This is a genomic window from candidate division WOR-3 bacterium, assembly GCA_016867815.1.
Taxonomy (GTDB): domain Bacteria; phylum Hydrothermota; class Tepidihabitantia; order Tepidihabitantales; family Tepidihabitantaceae; genus UBA2258.
Genome location: VGIR01000042.1, coordinates 1 through 20,710, shown reverse-complemented (window position 1 = coordinate 20,710; position 20,710 = coordinate 1). Strand labels below are relative to the sequence as shown.

The window sequence follows — 20,710 nt, the reverse complement described above, 5'->3', positions numbered from 1 at the left end:
TCTAGATCGTGAGTTTGTTCAGGTCTTCGTAGCGGCCGATGACGGTGATGATCGAGTCGGGCTCGAACTTGTAGTCGGCCGGCGGCAGGAGTTGGATCTCGCCCCCCTTCATCACGTTCCTCACCGCAATGACCAGGATGCCCTGCTTCTTCGGCAGTGCCAGTTGCTTGAGGGTCTTTCCTACAAAGTCGTCGGGCGTGGCCACGTCGATGATGCTGTAGTCGGGCGAGAGTTCAATGTAGTCGATGACGCTGGTGGGCGCATTCAGCTTCTCAGCCACCCTCAGGGCGGAGTCACGTTCCGGGTAGATGACTTCCGACGTGCCGATGGACTCGAGGATGCGGCCGTGGTCGTCGCTCGATGCCTTGGCGATGATGCGTTTGACCCCGAGTTCCTTCAAGTAGAGTACGCAAAGCAGGCTTGCCTCAACCGAGTCGCCGAGTCCGACCACTGCCGCGTCAATAGTGTCGGTCACGACCTCGGCCAGCGCGCTCTTGTCCTTGGCGTCAATGATCACCGCCTGCGTCACTAGGTCCTTTGTGTGCTCGACTCTAGTCGCGTTGGAGTCCGCTGCCAGTACCTGATGACCGATCTGGTGAAGACGGGTCGCGACTGTGTATCCGAAGTTACCGAGCCCGATTACTACGAATTGCTTCATTTCTTCTCCGTTCTATCTCTGAGGTCGACATCGAAGCCACGAAAGCCCGAAAGACACGAAACCGGGCAGAGGAGAACCACGGATGGACACCGATAAACACCGATGCTTGTCCCAATGACATCTGGCCGGTGATCCGTGTTGATCCGTGGTTCATCCCATCCGATTCTTTCTAATCCGTGTCTTCGTGGCACTCAATCTCGGGTCTGGGGTCTATCCGACCATTATGCGGGCGCTGGGATACGCGATCAGGGCGGTCCGTTCGCGTGTGCGCATCGCCAGCACCAGCGTGAGGGGCCCGATGCGCCCGACGTACATCAGTACGGCCAGTGCGAGCTTGCCGATGACCCCAAGGAGCGGTGTGATTCCCGTGGACAGGCCGACGGTACCGAAGGCTGATGTCGCCTCGAAGAGCAGGGCAGCAAACGGCTGCTGCTCGGTCACGAGCAGCGCTGAGAACGCAGCCATGACAGCCAGGGCTGACAGCGTCACGATCGCCGTGGCCCGGAACACCGTTTCCTTCGGTATGGTGCGGCCGGCAAACTCGACCTCATCGCGACCTCGTATCTGACTGCGCACTGCTAGTAGCAGAACTGCCGCGGTCGTGGTCTTGATGCCTCCGCCGGTGCCGCCGGGCGACGCGCCGACAAACATCAGCAGAACCCAGATGAGGATGGTGAGCGGCTGGAGTGACGCAAGCGAGACGGTGTTGAACCCCGCGGTCCTCGGTGTTACGGCCTGGAAGAGCGACGCGAGGAACTTGGTGCCGCCGGACAGGCCGACGAGAGCGTTGTTGTACTCAAGCAGAAGGAACAGCCCGGTCCCAAGAGCAATGAGTATCCCGGTTGTTCCCAGCACGATGCGGGTGTGGGTTGTCACCTGGCGCCAGAGGGCACGCGGGCTGCGCTTGAAAGTTTCCCGACTTAGCAATTCGTGGGCGACGCTGAAGCCGATTCCGCCAAGAACTATGAGGCCGATAATGGTCAGGTTCACCAGCCAGTCGTTCTGGAAGCTCACCAGGTTGTCGGGGAACAGACCGAAACCGGCGTTGCAGAATGCCGAGATCGAATGAAACACGGCCGCGAAGAGCGACTCGCCCGGCGTGGCAAAACGCGGCGACATCCGGGTGTACAGCAGGGCGGCTCCGACCAGTTCGCTCAGAACCGTCAGCAGGATGATGTAGCGCAGGGTGCGGGCAAGCTCGATGCTGCGCGGCTCTTCGACTGCCACTGACAGGCTGCGCCTTTGGGCGATGCTCAGCCGAACTCCCAGTGCCGAGGCCAGCCCGGCATAGAAGGTCATTATGCCCAGGCCTCCGAGTTGGATGAGCACGAGCAGAACTATCTGCCCGAACCGAGTGAGGACGCTGCCGATGTCCATGACCGCCAGCCCAGTCACGCACGTGGCCGACGTTGCCGTGAACAGCGCGTTTGTCACCGGCACGCCCCGGCCGTCGGTGGTAGCCGCGGGCAGCATCAGCAGGACGGTTCCCATTCCGATAAGCGCCGCGAAACTCGCTGCCAGCAACGTGATAGGCCGGCGACTGAGCGAATCGGTGAACGCGCTGAACGCACCGCGCCGTCCGTAGTGCACGGTCTGACGCAGGAGCACGAATACCGCGCCCCAGCTCTGGTGGGTGCTTGCCGCCATCGCCGCGACCAACAGCACGGCATCGAACCAGGTGTCGCGCCAGACATGGTACCACGTACGGCGGTGGCGATAGAGGGGCAGGATATCCAGCGCGAGCAGCAGAACGATCAACAGGTCGAGCCAGCGGACTACCGAATCCGCCATGGCCGGCAGGTTCTCCGCGAGTCCGTGGCGAACGAACACGTAGGCAACCAGCAGTACGCAGATGCCGGTAACGGCGCGCAACAGCCACGCTGGCAGAGTGCTGGTGGGGTGATCGTCCGGGCGCCGCAGGCCGTTGGCCGGTCTCATGCCAGTGTCGGCGACCGCATCTGGGTGGACGCGGCGCTGGAGAACGAGGACGGACGACTGCGGCACATGCGTGCCGGGCGACCTTCCTCGCGACCCGAGGTTATTCGGGTTAAACATATACACATAATAGACTTAGGTGATAGCCTGCGCATGTTGTGGTGAGGGTTTATTCTTCGACGGACATGGTAGTAGGCGCTAATTATCGGCTGGGCCGGCCGATTGTCAAGTTGGTGACAGCGGAGAGGAAACCCGAATGAAGAAGCACAAATGACGATTGAGGTTCTGGTAGCGATTGGCCCTGGATCAGCGCAGGGCCTGAAGTTCGGCTCTGTAGGTCATTCGGACTTCGGGTTCGATTCGGGTTTCTGGCCTCGGAATTCGGACTCGCTCCTCGGGTCAGAGGACGATGGCGAGGCCGACGGCGGCGAGAAGTCCCAGCGCGCCGCCGAACCAGAACGGGGCGGCCGCGCCGAACAGGCTCCAGAGACCTCCGGCAAGTAGAGATGCGGGCAGCAGGCCGACGCCGGTCAGCGTCGAGTGCAGCCCGATGAATGTGGCCCGATGCTCGGGTGGCGCCATGTCGGTGACCAGCGCCTTTTCCTGGCCGTCGTTCAGGGCACTGAAGACGCCGTAAAGGGCAAACAGGGCGAAGACCGTGACGAGCGGCGGCAGATGGAACAGGGAAGCGGCGGCGGCGAAGCCGAAGTAGACGAGGCCGTAGGCGACGTAGCTGGCGATGAGCAGGGGCTTGCGGCCGATGCGGTCGGACAGGTGTCCGGCCGGCCAGGAGATCAGGCTGTAGACAACGTTGTAGACAAGGTACGCACCGAGAACCGCTGTGACGGACAGCCCCACGTTCTTGGCACGCAGGAGCAGGAACTGGTTGGAGGAGTTGCCGAGTGCAAACAGGGTCACGACCAGCAGGAACCAGCGGAGCCTGGGCGGCAGGCCGCGGAAGGATAGATTCAGCGGCTGCCGGACCGAGTGCTCGCACTTCCGCTCACGGACAAGGAACAGGGCGGCCACGCCCAGCACCGCGGGGATGAGCGAAAAGAGAAAGATGCGCTGGTAGTCGTGCCGGGCCATGCCTTTGCCGGTGGCTGCTACCAGCAGTATCGCGGCGATCACTCCGACAGCAGCGCCCATCGAGTCCATGGCTCGGTGGAGGCCGAAGGCCATGCCACGCTTGCCCGGAGGGGTGCAGTCAGCGATGATCGCGTCGCGCGGCGCACCCCGGATGCCCTTGCCGATACGGTCGACCATGCGGCCGGCAAAGACCAGCCACCACGCGTTCGATAGATACAGGACAAGCCGCCCCAGCATCGAGCCGGAGTAGCCGAAGATGGCAATCGGCTTGCGGCGGCGCAGCTTGTCCGAGAGGCGGCCTGAAAAGACCTTGAGGATTGAGGCCGTGCTCTCGGCAAATCCTTCGATGACACCGAGGATGGCGGGCGGAGCGCCGAGCGCGGTCAGGTAGAGCGGAATGAGCGGGTAGACCATTTCGGTCGCCATGTCAGTGAGGAAGCTCGTGATGCCGGTGATGATGACGTTGAACACCGGCGAGAGTCTAGAACGGGCGTCGCCGATGTCAAAGCATGGGCGAAGTTCGAATGACGTACGAAACCCGAAGCCCGAATGGATGCCGGCCGAAGCGTTGACCGCGGCTGCTCTCGCGCTATCATTGTGCACCAATGACTAGTGATCCAATGGTCAAGAGGTCAAGTGGTCCAGTACTCCGGCGGGCTACTCCCTGGTGCCTTGGTGTCTTGGTGGTGAATCTCCTCCTCTCTGCCTGCGGGTCGAAGCTGCCGAAGCTGCGCGAGCAGTTGAATGATCCTGACCCGGACACAAGGATAGCTGCAATCCGGGGCCTGATGACCGCCAGGGACACGGCATCGGTTCTGAAGATCGCCGCGTTGCTGCAAGACTCAATACCGGACATCCGCAAGGAGGCCGCCACCGGGCTGGCCATAATCGGCGATCCGCGCGCCTGCCAGCCGCTGGCCGATCTCTTCGGCCGGGAAGAGCGAGAGGATATCCAGGGAGCTGCCATCCGCGCGCTGGTCCATCTGGGCGCCGGCTCAGTCCAACCGCTCGTCGGTCTGCTGCGCTCATCCCGGCCGGCCGTCAGGGGCGGCGCGGCCCACGCGCTGGGAAAGCTGCAGGCCAAAGATGCGGTCGACCCGCTCATCTGGCTGCTCCGCGACCGGGAACCGGAGGTGCGTGCGGCTGCGGTCGTCGGGCTCAGGCAGATAGGCGACCAGCGGGGGCTCGACGCTATTGCCGTATCAGTCCAGGACCGGGACGAGGAAGTGGAGCGGGCGGCTGAACGTGCCCTCAGCGGCGAAGGTTATGAGGAGCAGTTGAACAAGGCAAAACGCAGGATACGGCAACTGCCGTACCCGTGAGCTGTACGGTCGAACTTCACCCCACTGCGAGAGACCAAAAGAGACAAGCCGGAAGGTAGCCGGAAGCCGGCGCGCCGGTCAGAGGGCTTGCTGGCACGTCTTGCCCGAGCTGTAGTCGATTCCATGCTTCTTCTGCTCGCCGTGCCTCTTCTGCTGCTGGCCGGCTGGGGATTGCTGTTTGGCGTGCCGACCCTGGCGGTAGTCGCGTTCACGGCGGCGTGGATTCTGCTTCCGCTGTTCAACCAGATCAAGGCAGTCAGGGTGCTGAAGTTCGGAGTATCGTTTCTGCTTGTTCCGGCTACACTGGCACTCGCCCCGCTGATGGTTCAAGAGGTTGACCAGAAGGTTGAGCAGCTAGCCCGCAAGCCCAGGAATGACGTGAGTGCGTTCACGCTGCGGGACCGGCTCGGCACATACGGACTCAACATCGTGATGGGCGTGGCTGGATATCCCCTATACCCGGAGGCGTCGAAGGAGACGCTGCTCATGATGGTGGATCCCGGGCCGGGTGCGCGGCGCGTGTTCTACTCGGATTTCGCTCTGGGGTCCCGCAAGGTGAGAATGTCCCTCCGGGATTTCGCGGCGAGACTCCAGAGAAGTGACAGCACATCCCTTCAAACCTACGGCCCGGTATGGGTCGAGTGGCCCAGGTCTGACTATCGCCTGACCGAGCCGGAGGCACGCTACGCGCTGGCCCTCAATCAGACGAGACTCACGGCCCGCGCCGAGCGACAGGGCGAACGCTGGTCAATTGCTGTCCGACTCGAGATGGAAGTTAAGTACCCGGCGAACAAGTACGTTACGCTGATCGGCCGGCCACAGCTGCGGATGGAGGAAGGGCTGTTCTGGGTGCTGCAGAGCTGCGGCTGGATCCATCCCTACACTGCCGAATTCCGGTTCAAGATCCACTCCGACGACTCAAGACTGAGATAGGCTGCTGTCGTTCCTGACGGCGAGTCTGGTTGAGCAACTACTCGCGGGCCATTGGGGGTCGATGTAGAATCTATGTATTGCCTTATAATGTCTAAAGTTATAACCATAAATGGCGCAATGCAAGAAAGGTCCGGTTACGCTCCTCTCCGAGCAGTTTCAGGAGGCTTCAGGGGCATGCAAGAAGTTACAGGAAGAGTACTTACGCGCCATAGCAGATTTCGACAATCTACGTAAGAGGACCCAGCGAGACGGTGAAGTGAGCCGAAGAATAGCTATGGAGGCGTTGGTGATGGACCTGCTGCCGGCTTTGGATAACTTCGGGCGAGCCGCCCAAGCCTCAAGCACGGCTGCAACCACCGATAGTCTCCAGAGGGGCATGGATCTTATCCACCGGCAGTTGCTTGAGGCGCTGCGCAAACACGGCGTCGAAGAGTATAGCTGCGCGGGGACCCAATTCGATCCGCGCAGGGCGGAGGCCATTAGTTTCGTTCACACTAACCAGCACGAGCCCGGAATGGTAGTGAGCGAGATAAGCCGGGGATACGCCTGCGGAGATCGCGTTCTACGGCCGGCGAGGGTCGTGGTGGCCAAAGCGGTTGAGTTGAGCCAGCAGGCCGATATCACAGGCAAGGACCCAAGAGCCGCGGTCGCCACCAGCCAGAAGGCAGACGTATTGGACCAGGAGTCAGAGTCGAAGGAAGGCGAAGTTGAGGAGCCGGGCAGAGATTCGGAATGAGCAGGGATTTTCATACTAGTGACATGACGCATCGGCTCACAGTTGAAGACCGGTGGCGTGTAACTGTCAGTTCGGACACAGGAGGAAAGTGATGGCGAAGGTCATAGGCATAGATCTCGGGACGACGTTTTCGTGCGTGGCAGTGATGGAGCGCGGGCAGCCGGTAGTGATACCGAATCCCGAGGGCGGTAGGACAACGCCTTCGGTTGTGGCGATGGGCAAGGAGCGGCTCGTGGGCACGCTGGCCAAGCGGCAAGCGGTCATCAATCCCGAGCAAACCGTCTATTCAATCAAGCGTTTCATGGGCCGCCGACACAGCGAGACCAATGAGGAGCAGAAGCGCGTCCCGTTCCACGTGGTCGCGGCGGCGAACGGCGACGCCTGGGTTGACGTTGACGGCAAGCGGCTCTCTCCACCCGAGGTTTCGGCGATGATATTGCAGTACCTGAAGAAGTCGGCTGAGGCGTACCTCGGTGAGGTGGTCACCAAGGCCGTCATCACGGTGCCTGCGTACTTCAATGATTCGCAGCGACAGGCGACCAAGGACGCAGGCAAGATCGCCGGCCTGGACGTTTTGCGCATCATCAACGAGCCGACTGCGGCCGCGCTGGCCTATGGTCTGGACAAGAAGAAGACCGAGCGCATCGCCATCTATGACCTGGGTGGCGGCACCTTTGACATCTCGGTCCTGGAGATAGGTGAAGGGGTCTTCGAGGTTAAATCGACGAACGGCGACACCCACCTTGGCGGCGACGATTTCGACCAGCGGATCATGGACTGGGTCATCGACGATTTCAAGTCCGAACATGGTGTGGATCTGGCTCAGGACAAGACCGCGCTACAGCGGGTGAAGGAAGCCGCGGAGAAAGCCAAGTGCGAGCTCTCGACTTCGATGGAAACATCCATCAACCTGCCATTCATATGGTCTGACGAGAAGAAGGGTCCGATGCATATCGACATGCGCCTGACCCGTTCGAAGCTGGAGTCGCTGGTCGAGGACCTGGTGCAGCGGAGCTTCGGCCCGGTGAAACAGGCGCTGACCGACGCCAAGGTGACGACAGGCGAAATCGACGAGGTGATCCTGGTCGGCGGCCAAACCCGCATGCCGCGGGTGCAGTTCCTGGTCCGTGAGTTCTTCGGCAAGGAGCCGCACAAGGGGATCAACCCGGACGAAGTCGTGGCTATCGGCGCGGCCATCCAGGGCGCGGTCCTGGCCGGCGAGGTGAAAGACGTGGTCCTGCTGGACGTGACGCCTCTCTCACTGGGCATAGAGACTCTGGGCGGCGTGATGACGAAGGTGATTGACCGCAACACCACGATTCCTACCCGGAAGAGCCAGGTGTTCACAACGGCCGAAGACGGCCAGCCCGCGGTGACCGTTCACGTGCTGCAGGGCGAGCGGGAGCTGGCTGGTGACAACCGGACGCTGGGTCGGTTTGAGCTGGCAGGCATTCCCCCGGCCCCGCGCGGCACGCCGCAGATCGAAGTGACCTTCGACATCGATGCCGATGGTATCCTCCACGTTACGGCCAAAGACAAGGCTACCAGCAAGGAGCAGTCGATTCGGATCACCGCCTCGTCGGGTCTGGCCAAGGATGAGGTCGACCGGATGGTCGGTGATGCGCAGGCGCATGCTGCCGAAGACCGGAAGCGACGCGAGCTTGTTGACAGCCGCAACCGTGCCGATACGCTTATCTACCAGACAGAAAAGACCCTCAAAGAGTTTGGCGACAAGGTTCCGGACGTCGACCGGCGCGCAATCGAGGAAGCGACCTCGAACCTGCGCCAGACAATGAGAAACGACGACAAGGCGGCGATAGACACGGCGATAGAGAAACTGCAGAAGGTGAGCTACAAGCTGGCCGAAGAGATGTACCGTCAGAAAGAATCCGGGCAGAAGCCCGGTTCGTCCGGCCCCAAATCGGAAGGGGATGCTGGGAAGAAGGTCGACGCCGACTATACAGTCATCGACGAGGACAAGAAGTAGCGGGGCGAGCCCGACGCTGCACGCACCAACAAAGACGTCGCGGTACCGCCGAGGCGGAGCCGATGGAATCGGCGCGCAGGGCACCGGCCGCGGTTTTGCCCGGGCGGGGACAGGTCGAACTTGATGCCCATTGCCCCGCAGTTTCGCTAGCGACAGCATGGCCACCACAAGGCGCGACTACTACGAGGTCCTCGGCATAGGTCGCAGCGCTTCCCATGACGAAGTCAAGTCTGCGTACCGCAAACTGGCCAAGGAGCATCACCCGGACTGCAATCCGGACAACCGCGTGCAGGCGGAGGAGAAGTTCAAGGAACTCTCCGAAGCATATGAAGTCCTGGCTGACAAGGAGAAGCGAAAGCTCTACGATACGTACGGTCACGAAGGTGTGTCGCGCCAGTTTGGGCCCGGGGGCTTTGACTTCCGGCGCGATTTCACACACGTGGACGATATCTCCGATTTGTTCGGAGACCTGCTACAGGGATTCGGCGTGGGTGGTGGGGGCGGCCTATTCGACCTGCTGGTCGGCGGCAGGACGCAGTCGCGCCGGCGCTCGCGCGGAGGTGACATCAGGATTTCGGTGCGGCTGGGCCTCGACGAGATCGCTGAATCAGTTACCAAGGAACTGAGCTTCAACCGGTTCGAGCGTTGCCAGGAGTGCGCGGGCGAAGGCGGCAAAGGCAAGGAAACCTGCGCGGCCTGCCGCGGCCAGGGCCAGGTCCAGCACCGGGCGAGTTCGTTTCTGGGGCAGTTTGTTCAGGTCCAGCCGTGTTCAGACTGCGGCGGCACGGGTGAACGCGTCAAGGAGCCGTGCAAGGCCTGTTCGGGCGATGGACGCGTGCGGAAGCCACGGACCCTCAAGGTCAGGATCCCGGCCGGAGTTTCGGCTGGCCACTACCTGCCGCTACACGGCGAAGGACACTACGGTCCGGCCGGCAACGGCGACGTACTCGTGCAGTTCGAGGAAAAGGAGCACCCGCTCTTCCTCAGGCAGGGCGATGACGTTGCGGTCGAGGTGCCGGTCAGCATCGCGAATGCAGTTCTGGGAGCCAAGCTCAAAGTGCCGACCCTTGGCGGCGAGAAGGAAGTGGAAATCCCGGCCGGTACGCAGTCCGGCGCGGTGCTGCACATCCGCGGGGCCGGGATAAAGCACCTTGACGGTGGGGTGGGTGACCTTCTGGTGCGGGTGGTTATCCACGTGCCCAAACGGCTGTCGCGCGAAGAGAAGAGCCTGTTGAAGAAGCTGGACGAGTCGAAGAGCGAAGAGACGCCGGCGCCGAGAAAGCCTGCGCGATGACAGAGAACGCCGAGCGACACAGCGAGTCGTACTTCACCCGGAACGCGCCAGCAGGCGGGCAGATTGTCATCACCGGCCCTGAGGCCCGCCACATCGCCCGGGTCATGCGGCGCGACGTAGGCAGTGTGATGAGTGTGGTTGACGGCGCCGGAACCGAATACCAAGTCGAATTGACCGCAGTGAGGGCGGACCGGGTTGTGGGACGTGTCCTGGGCACCCGGGCCGGTGTCCGTGAACCAAAGCACCGGGTGGCAATTGCGCAGGCGGTGTTGAAGGGCGACCACCTGGCACAGGTCTGTTCCCAGGCAACCGAACTGGGAGTGAGCCGTGTTGCGCCCTTCCTGAGCGCGCGCGTAGTCGGACGGCTGAGTCCGGCCCGGCTCGAACGACTCCGTGCCGTATCTCTGGCGGCCCTGAAGTCGTCGACCCGGACGGTGCTGCCGACAATTGATGCGCCGGTCGAATTCGACAGTCTGCTCAAGCTGAGCAGCGAGTTCGACCAGGTTCTGGTCGCCTACGAAGACGAAACCGGTCCTGGATTGCAGGCAGTGCTGAAGCGGGATGCCAGTTCGTTCTTGGTCGTGGTCGGACCTGAGGGCGGATTCGAGCCGCTGGAGGTTGAGGCCCTGAAAGGTGCGGGCGCGATGTCGTTTTCACTGGGGCCGCGCCGGCTGCGGGCAGAGACGGCGGCGGTTGCCGTCGCAGCAGTAACCCTAGGTCTACTGGGCGATCTGGGGTAGAATGTATTCTGTGGCGTTTAGCCTTGCGTGTTGTTTTCTCTGGTCAGTCCAAGCGACTTTGAAAGGAGGTGCGATCGAGTCATGGTAGGTATTACAGTGAAGGAAGGCGAATCCTACGAGAGCTTCATCCGTCGATTCCGGCGGGCATGTGAGAATGCCGGGATTCTGCGGGAAGTGAAGCGCCGCGAGTTCTTTGAGAAGCCGAGCGAGAAGAAGAAGCGGAAGCAGGCTGAGTCACGGCGTCGGGCGTTCCGCCGCAGACAAAACGACGAGTAATAGGAACAAGCCGGGGGACCGTTCTCAGCAGGCCTGTCCCCCTGGAGCCGCACTTGGATAGTCATACGCTTGAGGTGCTGGGTTTCACGCGCGTGCGTGAAATCCTGGCCGGCCTCTGTCAGACGGACATGGGCCGTGAGCGCGCATCGGCGCTTGAGCCGTCGGCGGACGCCCGGCAGGTAGCGACAGAGCTGGATCGGCTGGACGAGGTCGCGAGCCTAAGCGATGAGCCGCCGCTTGCCGAAGTGAAGGACGTGCGTCCGCTGCTTGAGCAACTGCGTGCTTACGGTCAGCTTACGGGTGAGGAGTTGCTGCGTGTGCGCCTGGCCTGCACCGGCATTCGGAAATGCCGCGAGTTCTTTGCGAACCAGCGGCAGGAAGTGGTCAACGTCAGGTCGCTGGTAAGGGATTTGGTGCAGCAGCCGTCGCTCGAGCGCGGGATCGACGACGCAATCGACGAGGCTGGCGCAGTACGTGATTCGGCTTCACCGGAGCTGGCCGACATCAGGCGCCGGCTGCGAAGCCTGCGCAACGCTCTCGTCAGGAAGCTCGAGCGGATGGCGGCCGACAACCCGGGCTGGTTCGGCGGCATACCAACGGTGAGAGGCGGGAGGTTCGTGCTCCCATTGCTGCTTGAGCACCGAGCCGGTGTGCCGGGAGTGATTCACGGCAGCTCGGGCAGCGGCCAGACGCTGTTTGTCGAGCCGCTGTCGCTGGTCGGGGACGGGAATGAGCTACAGGAGCTGCAGGATGCAGAAGCCGAAGAGGTAGCGCGAATCCTGAGGGCGCTCTCTCGACTTGTTGCCGAGCATGTTCCGGAGTTGTCTTCCGCCCTGGCGGTGGCGGGCGCGCTGGATCTGCTGGTCGCCAAACGCAGGTTCGCTGCGAGGTTCGATTGCCGGAGGCCGGACGTCAACACGGGCGGCGGGTTCGAGTTGGTCAAAGCAAGGCACCCGTTGCTCCTGCATCGGAAGGTGAACGTGGTGCCGCTGGACATCCGGTTCCCGGATGCAGCGCAGGTGGTGCTGATCTCCGGGCCCAATGCGGGAGGCAAGACGGTCGTGCTGAAGACGCTGGGGCTGCTGTCGCTGATGCTGAACGCCGGGATGTATCTGCCGGCTGCGAGCGGAACGCGACTGCCGATCTTCCGACGCGTCTTTGCCGACATCGGCGACGAGCAGTCGCTTGACTCAGACCTGTCATCGTTCACCGCACACGTCGGCAGGCTGAAGGAGATTCTGGACAGGGCCGATGCCGAGAGCCTGGTGTTGATCGATGAGATCGGTTCTTCGACCGCGCCGGAGGAAGGCGCCGCTCTGGCAGTCGCGGTGCTGGAGTCACTGCGCGACCGGGGCGTGAAGAGCGTTGTGACTACCCACTTCGGGGCTCTGAAGATGTTCGCGCAGGACGAGCCGGGCATGGCCAATGCCGCCATGGAGTGGGGACACAAGGAAATGGCGAATGTCGAATGTCGAATGCGGAACGAGTGTCGACAATCGACGATCAGAAATCGTCAACCCGCTGGGCCGACGTACCGGCTGAAGATGGGATTCCCCGGTGAGTCGAGTGCCTTCGAGATTGCCGCGGGAGCCGGACTCCCGCCGGGAGTCATCGAGCGGGCAAGGGCGAGAATCGGCCATGAGTGGCTTGATTTGGGCGCGAAACTCAGGTCGCTGGATGAGGAACTGCACAAGGCCAAGGTGGCGCGGTCGGCCGCCGAAATGGAGCAACGGCAGGCGGCGAAGTTGCGTCAAGACTATGATACTCGGCTACGCGAAGCCAGAGCCGAAGCCAGGGGGGCGGCTGAAAGGCTGCGGGCGGACGAGGATCGGTTTCTGCGAGAGAAGCGGCGTGAGATCGAGAACCTTGTCAGGCAGATAAGGGAGCAGAAGGCCAGTCACGAAAGCGTTGTCGCCGCCAAGCAGCACGTGGAGCAGGCGCTGGCAGAGGTCAGTTCTGCGGCGGAGGAACCCGGTCTGCCGGGCGCGGTGCCCGAGGGGCTCAAGGCCGGGGACAACGTTGAGTCGCACACGTTTCGCAGGCAGGGCGTGGTTGTGGAGGTGAGAGAGAACCTGGCGGTGGTTGCCTTCGGTCAGATAAGGGTGGAATTGGCGTTGGCCGATCTTCGTCTTGTCAAACCCGCGGAAGTGAAGCTGGAGGCGGACCAGGTTCAACCGGAGCCCTACATGTTCGACACGAGGTTGAGCGTTCGCGGAATGACCCGAGAGGAGGCGGACGACGCCGTGGCCCGGTTCATTGATGAGGCCTCTATGACAGGCTCGGCCGAGCTGACCATCGTCCACGGCAAGGGCGGGGGAGTGCTGCGGCGGGCGCTGTGGGAGAGGTTGCGGCGGGATGGACGCATCGAGGCGGTCAGACTTGCCGAGCCGGCCGCGGGTGGGAGTGGCGTGACCGTTGTGAAGCTGAAGAGCGCCTGATGATCAAGCAGGAAGTCATCGAGCAGGTACGGACGCAGACAGATATTGTCCAGCTGGTCGGGGACTATGTACCGCTCAAGAAGGCCGGGCGGTATTACAAGGGGTTGTGTCCGTTTCACTCCGAGCGGACACCTTCGTTCCACGTCAATCAAGAGCGGCAGACCTATCACTGCTTCGGCTGCGGGACCGGGGGGACGGCCATCAACTTCGTGATGGTGACGGAGAAGCTCGAGTTCCCGGAGGCCGTGAGGTTTCTTGCGAAGAGGCTGGGAATCACGGTCGAGACCGAGCAGGCGTCGGGCAGGAATCAGGCGCTGTACAGCATCTGCGACCAGGTCTGCCAGTTCTTCGAGCAGCAGCTCCCGAAGACACCGGCAGCAGTTGCCTATGTTGAGAAGCGCGGGCTGAGTGCCGAGACGGTCCTGAGGTTCAGATTGGGCTTCGCGCCGGCGGGCAATATCCTGCGCGGGCAGGCGAAGCGCCGGGGCTGGTCTGAGGACCTGTTGGTGGAGGCAGGCTTGCTTAGGGCAGTTGAGGGGTACGGGATGGGGGGCGGCGGGCAGCGGCCGGAGGGGCTGGTGGACTGGTTCCACGGCCGGCTGATGTTCCCGATATTCTCGTTGTCGGGCAAGGTCATTGCCTTCGGCGGTCGAGTGCTCGATGACAGCGAGCCGAAGTACCTGAATTCGCCCGAGACGGCCGTCTTCCGGAAGGGCGATAGCCTGTACGGAGTGTTCCAGGCCAAGGGGTACATAAGGGAGCAGATACCGATACTGGTCGAGGGCAACTTTGACATGTTGTCGCTTGTGAACGCAGGCATCAACAATGTGGTTGCGCCGCTGGGGACGGCCTTCACGGCCAGCCAGGCCCAGTTGCTGCGTCGGTACAACGCGCGTATCACGGTCTGTTTCGACGGGGACAGCGCCGGCCGGAAGGCGGCGCGACGGGTGACTGAGGTTCTGCTGGCTGCGGGCATTGAGCCGCAGGTTGCGTTGCTGCCGGACGCTACTGACCCGGACTCGTACGTTCGCCAGTCTGGGAAGGAGAAACTCCTCGAGCTACTGGCAGGCGGCCAGGACTGGGTGGAGTTCGTGCTCGCGGGCAGAGATTTGTCCCGGGTCGCTGAGCAGAGGGCGGTCCTGGGCGAGTTGGTAGGGCTGTTGCGGCTCATTGGTGATGACACGACCCGCGAACTGTACGCCAACCGGATTGCTGACCGGTTCCGGGTCAGCAAGACGGTGTTGCTGCGCAGCGCAGGTCAGCAGAAGTCCGGAGCGACCCGAGCCGGAGCCATTCGTGGTGTGGAGGAGAAGCTGCTGGGTTCGGCAATCCAGACTCAGGAACTGGCGCGGATCGCGCGGGACCTGGGACTGGCAGATCTCCTGCAGGATGAGAAACTGCGGCCCATCGCGAGGTTGGCGGCCGATCACTGCGAAGACTCCGGCTTCAACGCCGGATTGGTGCTCGGCTTGATTGGCGATGATGACATGCGGAGGCTGGTTTCCGCCTGGACCTTTGATGATGTGCCGACTCCGGGCGAGTTCCAGGAACGAGTGAGGAGATTCCGGGCGGATTGGCTGCACCGCCGGCTCAAGGAAGCCGATGCGAGGGGCGATGATGCGGCCGTTGAGGATTTGCAGAAAGAGAGAAGCAAGCTGCTTCAGGAAGTTGCGAAGGAAAGGAGCACGCGCCATGAAGAGTGAAAAGGAGAGAAAGCGGCTGGGCCGGCCTCCGGCTGCTGCGAAGGCCGGAGCCAAACGACCGGCTGGCGGCAAACGCGGGCCCGGTCGCCCGCCCGGCCGGGGACGCAAGGCGCGGGAGATGACAGACCGCGAGCCGTGGCTCGATACCGTCTACGAGAAGGCGTCAGGCGACAAGCGGATTACCTACGAGGAACTGGAGGACTTGGTTCCCGATGATGTTCTGATGTCAACGGATCGGCTCGAGGAGGTCGTGGCCGGCCTTGTCCGCAGCGGCATCATGATGACGGAGACCCGGGCGGAAGAGCCGGAGGCGGTCATCCAGAAGGGTCCGAAGCCGATAATCCAGCGGACCGAAGACCCGACCAAGTCCTATTTCCGCGAGCTCTCCAAGCTTCCGCTGCTGACGCGCGAGGAGGAGATCCGCTACTCCAAGGAGATGGAGGAAGGATACAAGAGCATCATCAAATACCTGTTCGACCCGATATCGATGATGCGTCGCCTGGTTGAAGAGTGCTGGTCTATCGAAGAAGGCACCAAGTCGCTGGACCAGATCGCGCGCGTCGAATTCGAGTGCCTGTTCGACAAGAAGGCTCTCTGGCGTGATCGGCAGCGTTTCATCCGCTGCCTGCGCGACATCAGACGCGAGGCGGACAAGATCGAGAAGCTGAAGCAGCGTAAGCCATCGCCGTCGGTCCGAAAGTACATTGCCGACTCGAAAAGGGTCGTGTTCAGCCGGGTCCAGACGCTGTCGCTACAGCACCACCTGATCAACAACCTCATCGATGAGTTTAAGGCGAAGGGTATGGAGGCGCTCGGCCTGGCGCACGAACTGCTGGTGGCGAAGGCCGAGGGTCGCGAGGGCACCCCCGAGGTCACCGAGGTCAGGCGCAAGCTGCGCGAGACCCACGATTTCCTGGACCGGAACACCGCCGATGTCAGGAAGGTGCTGACCGAGATCGCGCTCTGCGAGAACCGGATTCTTGCAGCTCGTGACAAGATGATCGAGGGCAACGTGCGACTGGTCATCTCCATTGCCAAGCGGTACGCAAACCGCGGGCTGGAGTTCGCCGACTTGCTGGAAGAGGGTAACGTTGGCCTGATCAAGGCGGTCGAGAAGTTCAACTACCGCAAGGGGTTCAAGTTCTCTACCTACGCCACGTGGTGGATAAAGCAGGCGATCACCCGGGCTATTGCCGACCAGTCGCGAACCGTGCGGGTCCCGGCCCATATCATCGATGCGATCAACAAGGTCGCGAAGATCCAGCGCCAGTTCATGCAGAAGCAAGGCCGGGAAGCGACCATCGCCGAACTGGCCCAGCGGCTCTCGACTCCCAAGGAGAAGATCGAGGCGCTGTCCAAAATATCCCAGTTCGGCGTCTCGCTGGACAAGCCGGTCGACGACGACGAGACCAGCTTCATCGGCGATTTCATCTACGACGAGAAGACCGCCTCGCCGTCGCATGCCGCCGGCGTGTCGCTGCTGGGTGAGAAGCTCGAGGAGGCGCTCGCCGTGCTGACCAAGCGCGAGGAGAAGGTGCTCCGGCTCCGGTTCGGTCTCGGCGACGGCTGCCCGAGAACGCTGGAAGAGGTCGGCCAGATCTTCAACATCACGCGCGAGCGGGTCCGGCAGATCGAGGCCAAGGCACTGAAGAAGCTGCGCCACCCGGTGCGGCTGCGGAGGTTTGAGCCGCTGCGCGACCTGCTGCAATGAGTCGAATCGGGATCATCTCGGATACGCACGACCGGCTGGACAAGGTGCGGAGCGCGGTCGCATTGTTCAACCGACTCAAGCCGGACCGGGTTGTGCACTGCGGGGACGTGGTCGCGCAGTTTGTGCTCAGCGAGATGAGAAGCCTGAGCATGCCCGTCTCGGTCGTGTTCGGGAACTGCGACGGCGACCGGGTTGGGCTGCGACGGCGCGCCGCAGAGCTCGGGTTCGCGTCTGACGAGGGGCCACTAGGCTTCGAGCAGGGGGGGCGGCGATTTGTCGTTTCCCACCAGCTGCGGCACGAGGGAAGCCGTCCGGTCATCATCAATCCGGGCGAAGCCTGCGGCTGGCTCTTCGGCCGGTCGACGGCAGCTCTTCTCGATACTGAGACCGCCGAGGTGGAGGTCTTTGACCTGTAGGCAGGGGAATTGAGCCAGCACGCAGATGGGGGGCAGGCCCGTCTTGCTCCTGGCCTCTACGTTGTTTCGACTCCCATCGGCAATCTCGCGGACATGACCAATCGCGCGGTCGAGGTCCTGAAGGCAGTCGACATGATCGCCTGCGAGGATACAAGACACAGCGGCCTGCTTCTGCAGCACTACCACATCCGGAATCGGCTGACCTCCTACCATGAGTACAACAAGGTGAGTCGGACTCCCGAGTTGCTCGTGCAACTGCAGCAGGGCAGGAGCATTGCGCTCATAACCGACGCCGGGACTCCCGGAATCTCCGACCCTGGGTTCTACCTGATTCGGGCCGCGGTTCAGGCCGGCATCACCGTGATTCCGGTCCCCGGGGCGTCAGCGCTGCTCGCCGGGTTGGTTGTCTCGGGTCTGCCTTCGGATCGGTTCGCCTTCGAGGGGTTCCTGCCCAAGCGCGACGGCCGGCGGCGCAAACGCCTGGCCGCGCTCAAGAGCGAAGAACGCACCACCGTGTACTGCGAAGCTTCCCGCCGCGCCAAGCGGCTGCTGGAGGAGATGCTCGAACTCTGGGGAGACCGTGACGTGGTGGTGTGTCGCGAGTTGACCAAGAGGTTCGAAGAGGTGCTGCGCGGAAAGCTGACCGAAGTGCTGGCGCGGATCGGCGACCGAGAGCTGAAGGGTGAGGTCGTAGTCGTTGTCGCCGGTGCCGGAGAAGAGGAAGATGAACGAGAAGACGAAGCAGCAGGGGCGTAGGCTGCTCAGGCCGCTGGTGAGCCTGCTGGCCGCGATGGACGTGTCGCCGACGGCAGTTACCGTATTCGCGTTGCCATTGAGCATCGGCGCCGGGGGGTTCTTTGCCGTCGGGCAGTTCATGCTCGGCGGTGTGCTGGTCGCGCTGGTCGGGCTCTGCGATACGCTCGACGGCGAGCTCTCGCGCCGGACCGGCACGTCGAGTGCCCTGGGCGCTTTCATCGATTCTACGGTAGACCGGCTCAGCGAGTCGTTTGTGCTGGTAGGGCTCTACTGGTTCTACCGCGATTCCTGGTATGGACTGCTGGCTGTTGTCGCTCTCGTTTTCTCGCTGATGGTCAGCTATGTCCGGGCGCGGGCCGAGGGCGTCGGCCGGGAGTGCAAGGTCGGGTTCTTTGAGCGTCCAGTCCGGGTGCTTGTGCTTCTGTTCGGTGCGTTCATTCTCGGGCGTACCTGGATGCCGACTGCTCTCGGGGTAATCGCGCTCGGCAGTTTCGTCACCGTTGTCCACCGTACCATCCACGTACTCGCGCAGCGGAGTCCCGCATCGTGAGCTGGCGGATTCTGCTGGTCGGAGTAGCTGGTTCCAGTCGGCAACGTTGGTCAAAGGCCGATTCCCTCGAGGAATTGGCGGCCCTGACCGCGACTGCCGGTGGCGAAGTAGTGGAGCGACTCATCCAGATCAGGCCGAAACTCGACCCGGCTACGCTCGTGGGCAAGGGGATGGTCGAGAACCTCCGTTCAACCTGCCGCGTACACCGTATCGACCTGTTGATACTCGATGAAGAGCTTACGCCGACCCAGCAGCGCAACCTCGAGGATGCAGTCAAGGTCCGGGTGATTGACAGGGCGGCGCTGATTCTCGACATTTTCGCCCTGCACGCGCGGACATCCGAGGCCAAGATCCAGGTCGAACTGGCCCTGCTGGAGTACCAGCGGACGAGGCTGACCGGGTTCGGAGTCGAGATGTCGAGGCTGGGGGGCGGCATCGGCACGCGCGGCCCGGGAGAAACCCGGCTCGAAGTCGACCGCCGCAAGATCGAGCAGCGGATCACTGCTCTGCGCAAGGACCTCAAGAAGATAGACCGCGAGCGAAAAATCCAGCGCGACCGGCGCAGCGACATGTATCGACTGGTGCTTGCGGGTTACACCAACGCGGGCAAGTCAACGCTGCTCAACCGCATGACTCGCGCCGAAGTGAAGGTGTCGGACCAGCTATTCGCCACACTCGACCCCAACACCAAGCCGTGGGCGCTGGCACGTAATGTGAGCGTGCTGGTGACCGACACGGTTGGGTTCATCCGCAACCTGCCCACGCAGCTGGTCGCCAGCTTCCGTTCCACGCTGTCCGAGGTGCTCGACGCAAGCCTGGTTCTGCACGTGGTCGACGCTGGCGACGAGCAGGCAGACCGGAAGATCGATGCGGTCAACGACACGCTCAGCCAGATCGGCGCCGGCGACAAACCGGTGATGATGGTCTTCACCAAGACTGACCGCGTGTTCGACGACGCGGTGCTGAAGCGGCTGAAGCGCAGCTACGCCGGTGCCGCCTTCGTGTCCGGGGCGACCGGCGAGGGAATCGAGGGACTCAAGGCCGAGCTGCTGCGCCGGGTCGAGAAGGGAATGATAACCCGGACGTTCACCGTGCCCGAGCAACGGCTGGACCTCGTCAGCCTACTGCACTATGCCGGGCGGGTTGTTCAGCAACAGAAGCTCAAGGGGAAGCTAAGGCTGAAGGTGACCGGGTTCAAACCTTCCCTTGCTCGCGCCCGTGCCAGAGTCGACGCCGCGCTGAGGGGATAGTCGGCTCGGACCGGGACTCGAGTTTCACCACAGAGTCACAAGGACACCGAGTCTAGTCGGACTCCCAGGAATTGGTGCCTGGTGTCCTGCTGGTACGATTCAGCTCGGTCCTAGAGCGCGACCAGGCCTGACGCCCCCTTCAGCACCTCTTCTACGAACCGAGCTTCGGGCAGAGCGCCTTCGAAGGAGTGGACGCGATTGACCACAGTTCGCGGCACGGCCATCACATTGTATAGGCCTGCAAGCTGCGGGAACTCGGCTGCGTCGATGATACTGAGCGATACTCTGTCGCTCTCGGTCGCGACACGCGCTGCGGTGACCGCGGCGACGGGGCATACCGGGCAGGTGAGGGTTACGAACATCTGCAGGTCGAGGGCAGAGGTGAGGTTGCTGAGCTTTGACCTGCTCTCCGGCTGCAGTCCGCTGTCCCGGCTGCCCACCAGCTCCACCAGCGTGAGCAGGGTCGTGAACTCGTAACCAGCCGGCACCCCATAGTACCTGATGCCGTAGTCTCTTTCGCCGGCCACGACAAAGGCGGGCACCTTGTCTACGTGGTATTCAGCGGCCTTGGGGGCATCCTTCTGCAGGTCCATGATCTCGACGGTCAACTTACCAGACAGCTGGGCCAACTCCTGAGCCAAGCCTACTGCTTCCTTGCAGAACTGACACCCACTCTCCTCTTTGAATAGTACTATTCTCACGGGGTGAGCCAGGAGGATGTCCCTGTCTTAGTTGAAAATCAGTAGCGGTTCCCCTGCCCGGATGGTAGCATCTGGGTTGTTTGAATGTTATGAAAGGAGAACCGCTGTGAGAAAGTACCGGAGATGGTCGTCGGCTGCAAGTCGGAACGTCAGGTCGGCAGGCAGGCAGGTGCTGGCTTCGCTGGATCAGGAGGATGCCTTGGAGCTATTGCAGG

General features: G+C 62.4%; 18 protein-coding genes. 14 read left to right on the top strand and 4 right to left on the bottom strand.

The genetic code is table 11. From position 1 onward, the window contains the following. Position 1: 1 nt before the first annotated feature. From FJY68_07865 to FJY68_07855, 3 genes are all read right to left on the bottom strand, one after another. Positions 2-658, bottom strand: coding sequence for a TrkA family potassium uptake protein (locus FJY68_07865; protein MBM3331749.1), 657 nt, complete (start codon positions 656-658; stop codon positions 2-4). A 210-nt stretch (positions 659-868) separates the two neighbouring features. Next, complete coding sequence (locus FJY68_07860) at positions 869-2,713, bottom strand: hypothetical protein (protein MBM3331748.1); 1,845 nt, start codon at positions 2,711-2,713, stop codon at positions 869-871. A gap of 279 nt (positions 2,714-2,992) precedes the next feature. After that, positions 2,993-4,153 (bottom strand): MFS transporter, encoded by a 1,161-nt coding sequence (locus tag FJY68_07855; protein MBM3331747.1) that lies wholly within the window; start codon positions 4,151-4,153, stop codon positions 2,993-2,995. A 134-nt stretch (positions 4,154-4,287) separates the two neighbouring features. On the opposite strand from FJY68_07855, the gene FJY68_07850 reads away from it, so the two are divergent. The 14 genes from FJY68_07850 to hflX all read left to right on the top strand — a co-directional run bounded on the left by FJY68_07850 (position 4,288) and on the right by hflX (position 19,794). Continuing rightward, positions 4,288-5,004 (top strand): hypothetical protein, encoded by a 717-nt coding sequence (locus tag FJY68_07850; GenBank protein MBM3331746.1) that lies wholly within the window; start codon positions 4,288-4,290, stop codon positions 5,002-5,004. Positions 5,005-5,127: 123 nt separating this feature from the next. Then, the gene (locus FJY68_07845; GenBank protein ID MBM3331745.1) at positions 5,128-5,937 is read left to right on the top strand and encodes a hypothetical protein; all 810 of its coding nucleotides are present in this window, start codon (positions 5,128-5,130) and stop codon (positions 5,935-5,937) included. A gap of 109 nt (positions 5,938-6,046) precedes the next feature. Then, positions 6,047-6,673 (top strand): nucleotide exchange factor GrpE, encoded by a 627-nt coding sequence (gene grpE / locus FJY68_07840; protein MBM3331744.1) that lies wholly within the window; start codon positions 6,047-6,049, stop codon positions 6,671-6,673. A gap of 91 nt (positions 6,674-6,764) precedes the next feature. Then, the gene (dnaK, locus tag FJY68_07835) at positions 6,765-8,660 is read left to right on the top strand and encodes a molecular chaperone DnaK (GenBank protein MBM3331743.1); all 1,896 of its coding nucleotides are present in this window, start codon (positions 6,765-6,767) and stop codon (positions 8,658-8,660) included. Positions 8,661-8,817: 157 nt separating this feature from the next. Then, positions 8,818-9,954, top strand: a complete 1,137-nt coding sequence (dnaJ, locus tag FJY68_07830) for a molecular chaperone DnaJ (GenBank protein ID MBM3331742.1) — start codon at positions 8,818-8,820, stop codon at positions 9,952-9,954. Continuing rightward, positions 9,951-10,694 carry a 16S rRNA (uracil(1498)-N(3))-methyltransferase gene (locus FJY68_07825; protein ID MBM3331741.1) on the top strand — a complete coding sequence of 248 codons (744 nt, stop codon included), beginning with the start codon at positions 9,951-9,953 and terminating at the stop codon, positions 10,692-10,694. The genes dnaJ and FJY68_07825 overlap by 4 nt, the downstream gene beginning before the upstream one ends. 81 nt (positions 10,695-10,775) lie before the next feature. After that, positions 10,776-10,970, top strand: a complete 195-nt coding sequence (gene rpsU, locus FJY68_07820; GenBank protein MBM3331740.1) for a 30S ribosomal protein S21 — start codon at positions 10,776-10,778, stop codon at positions 10,968-10,970. 53 nt (positions 10,971-11,023) lie between these two features. Then, positions 11,024-13,408, top strand: a complete 2,385-nt coding sequence (locus FJY68_07815) for a hypothetical protein (GenBank protein MBM3331739.1) — start codon at positions 11,024-11,026, stop codon at positions 13,406-13,408. Then, positions 13,408-15,111 carry a DNA primase gene (locus tag FJY68_07810; protein MBM3331738.1) on the top strand — a complete coding sequence of 568 codons (1,704 nt, stop codon included), beginning with the start codon at positions 13,408-13,410 and terminating at the stop codon, positions 15,109-15,111. The genes FJY68_07815 and FJY68_07810 overlap by 1 nt, the downstream gene beginning before the upstream one ends. After that, positions 15,011-16,822: a sigma-70 family RNA polymerase sigma factor gene (locus FJY68_07805; protein MBM3331737.1), complete on the top strand. Its 1,812-nt coding sequence runs from the start codon at positions 15,011-15,013 to the stop codon at positions 16,820-16,822. The genes FJY68_07810 and FJY68_07805 overlap by 101 nt, the downstream gene beginning before the upstream one ends. Then, on the top strand, positions 16,819-17,238 hold the full coding sequence (locus FJY68_07800) for a YfcE family phosphodiesterase (protein ID MBM3331736.1): 420 nt from the start codon (positions 16,819-16,821) through the stop codon (positions 17,236-17,238). Before FJY68_07805 ends, FJY68_07800 begins: the two co-directional genes overlap by 4 nt. Positions 17,239-17,331: 93 nt before the next feature. Beyond that, positions 17,332-17,994 carry a 16S rRNA (cytidine(1402)-2'-O)-methyltransferase gene (gene rsmI, locus FJY68_07795; protein MBM3331735.1) on the top strand — a complete coding sequence of 221 codons (663 nt, stop codon included), beginning with the start codon at positions 17,332-17,334 and terminating at the stop codon, positions 17,992-17,994. Next, complete coding sequence (locus tag FJY68_07790) at positions 17,963-18,544, top strand: CDP-alcohol phosphatidyltransferase family protein (protein MBM3331734.1); 582 nt, start codon at positions 17,963-17,965, stop codon at positions 18,542-18,544. Before rsmI ends, FJY68_07790 begins: the two co-directional genes overlap by 32 nt. Continuing rightward, positions 18,445-19,794, top strand: coding sequence for a GTPase HflX (gene hflX, locus FJY68_07785; protein ID MBM3331733.1), 1,350 nt, complete (start codon positions 18,445-18,447; stop codon positions 19,792-19,794). The genes FJY68_07790 and hflX overlap by 100 nt, the downstream gene beginning before the upstream one ends. Positions 19,795-19,904: 110 nt before the next feature. Here the strand turns inward: hflX and FJY68_07780 are convergent, their stop codons facing one another. Further along, positions 19,905-20,513 (bottom strand): glutaredoxin, encoded by a 609-nt coding sequence (locus tag FJY68_07780; GenBank protein MBM3331732.1) that lies wholly within the window; start codon positions 20,511-20,513, stop codon positions 19,905-19,907. Positions 20,514-20,710: the final 197 nt, after the last annotated feature.

Bases quoted from the DNA above. Each gene is read 5' to 3' on its own strand.
- FJY68_07865 (MBM3331749.1), bottom strand. From the start codon at position 658: ATGAAGCAATTCGTAGTAATCGGGCTCGGTAACTTCGGATACACAGTC.
- FJY68_07860 (MBM3331748.1), bottom strand. From the start codon at position 2,713: ATGTTTAACCCGAATAACCTCGGGTCGCGAGGAAGGTCGCCCGGCACG.
- FJY68_07850 (MBM3331746.1), top strand. From the start codon at position 4,288: ATGACTAGTGATCCAATGGTCAAGAGGTCAAGTGGTCCAGTACTCCGG.
- FJY68_07845 (MBM3331745.1), top strand. From the start codon at position 5,128: ATGCTTCTTCTGCTCGCCGTGCCTCTTCTGCTGCTGGCCGGCTGGGGA.
- grpE (MBM3331744.1), top strand. From the start codon at position 6,047: ATGGCGCAATGCAAGAAAGGTCCGGTTACGCTCCTCTCCGAGCAGTTT.
- dnaK (MBM3331743.1), top strand. From the start codon at position 6,765: ATGGCGAAGGTCATAGGCATAGATCTCGGGACGACGTTTTCGTGCGTG.
- dnaJ (MBM3331742.1), top strand. From the start codon at position 8,818: ATGGCCACCACAAGGCGCGACTACTACGAGGTCCTCGGCATAGGTCGC.
- FJY68_07825 (MBM3331741.1), top strand. From the start codon at position 9,951: ATGACAGAGAACGCCGAGCGACACAGCGAGTCGTACTTCACCCGGAAC.
- rpsU (MBM3331740.1), top strand. From the start codon at position 10,776: ATGGTAGGTATTACAGTGAAGGAAGGCGAATCCTACGAGAGCTTCATC.
- FJY68_07810 (MBM3331738.1), top strand. From the start codon at position 13,408: ATGATCAAGCAGGAAGTCATCGAGCAGGTACGGACGCAGACAGATATT.
- FJY68_07805 (MBM3331737.1), top strand. From the start codon at position 15,011: ATGCGAGGGGCGATGATGCGGCCGTTGAGGATTTGCAGAAAGAGAGAA.
- FJY68_07800 (MBM3331736.1), top strand. From the start codon at position 16,819: ATGAGTCGAATCGGGATCATCTCGGATACGCACGACCGGCTGGACAAG.
- rsmI (MBM3331735.1), top strand. From the start codon at position 17,332: ATGACCAATCGCGCGGTCGAGGTCCTGAAGGCAGTCGACATGATCGCC.
- FJY68_07790 (MBM3331734.1), top strand. From the start codon at position 17,963: ATGAACGAGAAGACGAAGCAGCAGGGGCGTAGGCTGCTCAGGCCGCTG.